A 2,656-nucleotide genomic window follows, 5' to 3' on the forward strand; every position below is an offset into this window, starting at 1 on the left:
GCGCCGCTGCTCGCGGAGGAGGCCGTCGCGTTCGAGCGGGAGATCGCCGTCATGATCGCGCGCAGCCCGAGCGGCCAGGTCGCCGTGTGGCCCGTCGTCGAGACCGTTCAGGTCGACGGCATCTGCACCGAGGTCCTCGCCCCCGCCCCGGACCTGAGCGACGACGCTGCCGAACGCATCACCTCCGCCGCCATCACGATCGCGCGCGAACTCGACGTCACGGGCGTCATGGCCGTCGAGCTGTTCGACGTCGGCGGCGGCGAGTTCGTCGTCAACGAGCTCGCGATGCGCCCGCACAACTCGGGACACTGGTCGATGGACGGCTCCGTCACCGGTCAGTTCGAGCAGCACCTACGCGCCGTCCTCGACCTGCCCCTCGGCGACACGCGCGCGCGGGCACCGTGGACGGTCATGGGCAACGTGCTCGGCGGCGAGTACGAGGAGTTGTACCCCACCTACAAGCACCTCATGGCACGTGATCCCGGCCTCAAGATCCACCTCTACGGCAAGGGTGTGCGCCCCGGCCGCAAGATCGGGCACGTCAACGTCTTCGGCGACGACCTCGTCGGCCTGCGCGCACGAGCCCGCCACGCCTGTGACTACCTCCAAGGAACGGTGACCGAATGAGCGACGCGACCACCCCCGACGTGACGACGAACGCTGCGGGTTCGGCGACCCCGGCCACGAGCTCGACGACCCCCACGAGCGCGACGCAGCCGGCGAAGGCGCCCGTCGTCGGGCTCGTCATGGGCAGCAACTCGGACTGGCCGACGATGTCCGCGGCCGCCGATGTCCTCGACGAGTTCGGCATCGGCTACGAGGCCGACGTCGTCTCGGCGCACCGCATGGCGCACGAGATGGTCGAGTACGGCACCCGCGCCGCGGAGCGCGGCCTGCGCGTCATCATCGCCGGCGCCGGGGGAGCGGCGCACCTGCCGGGCATGCTCGCGTCGGTCACGACGCTCCCCGTCATCGGGGTGCCCGTGCCGCTGAAACACCTCGACGGCATGGACTCGCTGCTGTCGATCGTCCAGATGCCCGCCGGCGTGCCCGTCGCGACGGTCTCGATCGGTGGTGCGCGCAACGCGGGCCTGCTCGCGGCGCGCATCCTCGGCGTCGGTGACTCGGACGAGGCGTGTCGCATCGCCGCCCAGATGATGCAGTTCCAGGCGAGCCTGCGCGACGAGGCCCACGCCAAGGGCGAGGCGCTGCGGCGCGAGGTCGCCGGACGTCAGGCCTGAGTGCCCCGATGTTGCCCGGGCCTGGCGGCGCCGGCGCCCCGAAACCCGGGCAACATCGACGGAGAGGGGCTGCCGCCGCGACGTACTGGCGGGTAGCATGCCGGTATGGCTGCTAACCCTGACTTCGACCTCTACAAGATCTCCGAGGAGCACGAGGCGCTCCGCGAGGCCATCCGCCCCGTCTGCGAGAACAAGATCGCGCCGCACGCGGCCGACGTCGACGACAAGTCGCGCTTCCCGCAGGAGGCCCTCGACGCCCTGATAGAGGCCGGCATGCAGGCGCCGCACGTGGACGAGCAGTACGGCGGCATGGGCATCGACGCCCTCGGCACGTGCATCGTCATCGAGGAGGTGGCCCGCGTCTGCGCGAGCTCCTCGCTCATCCCGGCCGTCAACAAGCTCGGCTCCATGCCCGTCATCCTCGGCGGCGGCGAGGAGATCAAGGCGAAGTACCTACCGAAGCTCGCCTCCGGTGAGGCGATGTTCTCCTACGGTCTGTCCGAGCGCGAGGCCGGTTCCGACACCGCGTCGATGAAGACGAAGGCCAAGCGCGACGGCGACCACTACGTCCTCAACGGCCAGAAATCGTGGATCACGAACGCCGGCGAATCCGAGTTCTACACGGTCCTCGCCGTCACCGACCCCGAGGGTGAGCGCGGGCGCAACATCTCCGCGTTCGTCGTCGAGAAGAGCGACGAGGGCTTCAGCTTCGGTGAGCCCGAGCGCAAGCTCGGCATCAAGGGTTCGCCGACGCGCGAGCTGCACTTCGACAACTGCCGCATCCCCGCCGACCGCATCGTCGGCGCCGAGGGCGAGGGCCTCAAGATCGCGCTGCGCACCCTCGACCACACGCGTGTGACGATCGGTGCGCAGGCCGTCGGCATCGCGCAGGGCGCGCTCGACTACGCCGTCGGCTACGTCAAGGAGCGTCAGCAGTTCGGCAAGGCCATCGCCGAGTTCCAGGCCATCCAGTTCATGCTCGCCGACATGGCGATGAAGGTCGAGACGGCCCGTCAGATGGTCTACGTCGCGGCCGCGAAGTCGGAGCGTCAGGACGCCGACCTGTCGTTCTTCGGCGCCGCTGCGAAGTGCTTCGCCTCCGACGTCGCGATGGAGGTGACGACCGACGCCGTCCAGCTGCTCGGCGGCGCCGGCTACGTCAAGGACTTCCCCGTCGAGCGCATGATGCGCGACGCGAAGATCACGCAGATCTACGAAGGCACCAACCAGATCCAGCGTCTCGTCATGGGCCGCGCGGTACTCAAGGGCTACTGAACCCAGCCCTGACGACGAGTGCGGGCCGCAGCTGACCTCAGCTGCGGCCCGCACTCGTCCTCCGTGCCTCGCGCGCTGCGACGACGCACCGATATTCTTCCTCACGGGGCGACCCGGTGTCCTGCCGGCCGCGTCACGGA

General features: G+C 69.6%; 3 protein-coding genes. All 3 read left to right on the plus strand.

Features of this window, described 5'->3' with window-relative positions:
- Positions 1-627, plus strand: a 627-nt coding sequence (locus B2284_RS03830; RefSeq protein WP_286697212.1) for an ATP-grasp domain-containing protein, incomplete at its 5' end; no start/stop codon positions are given.
- Entirely contained in the window at positions 624-1,241 is a 618-nt protein-coding gene (purE, locus tag B2284_RS03835) for a 5-(carboxyamino)imidazole ribonucleotide mutase (RefSeq protein ID WP_038568991.1), read from the plus strand. The genes B2284_RS03830 and purE, both read left to right, overlap by 4 nt.
- A 105-nt stretch (positions 1,242-1,346) precedes the next feature.
- A complete protein-coding gene (locus B2284_RS03840; RefSeq protein ID WP_115297253.1) occupies positions 1,347-2,516 on the plus strand; it encodes an acyl-CoA dehydrogenase family protein in 1,170 nt (389 codons plus the stop codon).
- Positions 2,517-2,656 lie beyond the last annotated feature (140 nt).

This window comes from Dermacoccus sp. UBA1591, from assembly GCF_002322065.1.
GTDB lineage: Bacteria > Actinomycetota > Actinomycetes > Actinomycetales > Dermatophilaceae > Dermacoccus > Dermacoccus nishinomiyaensis.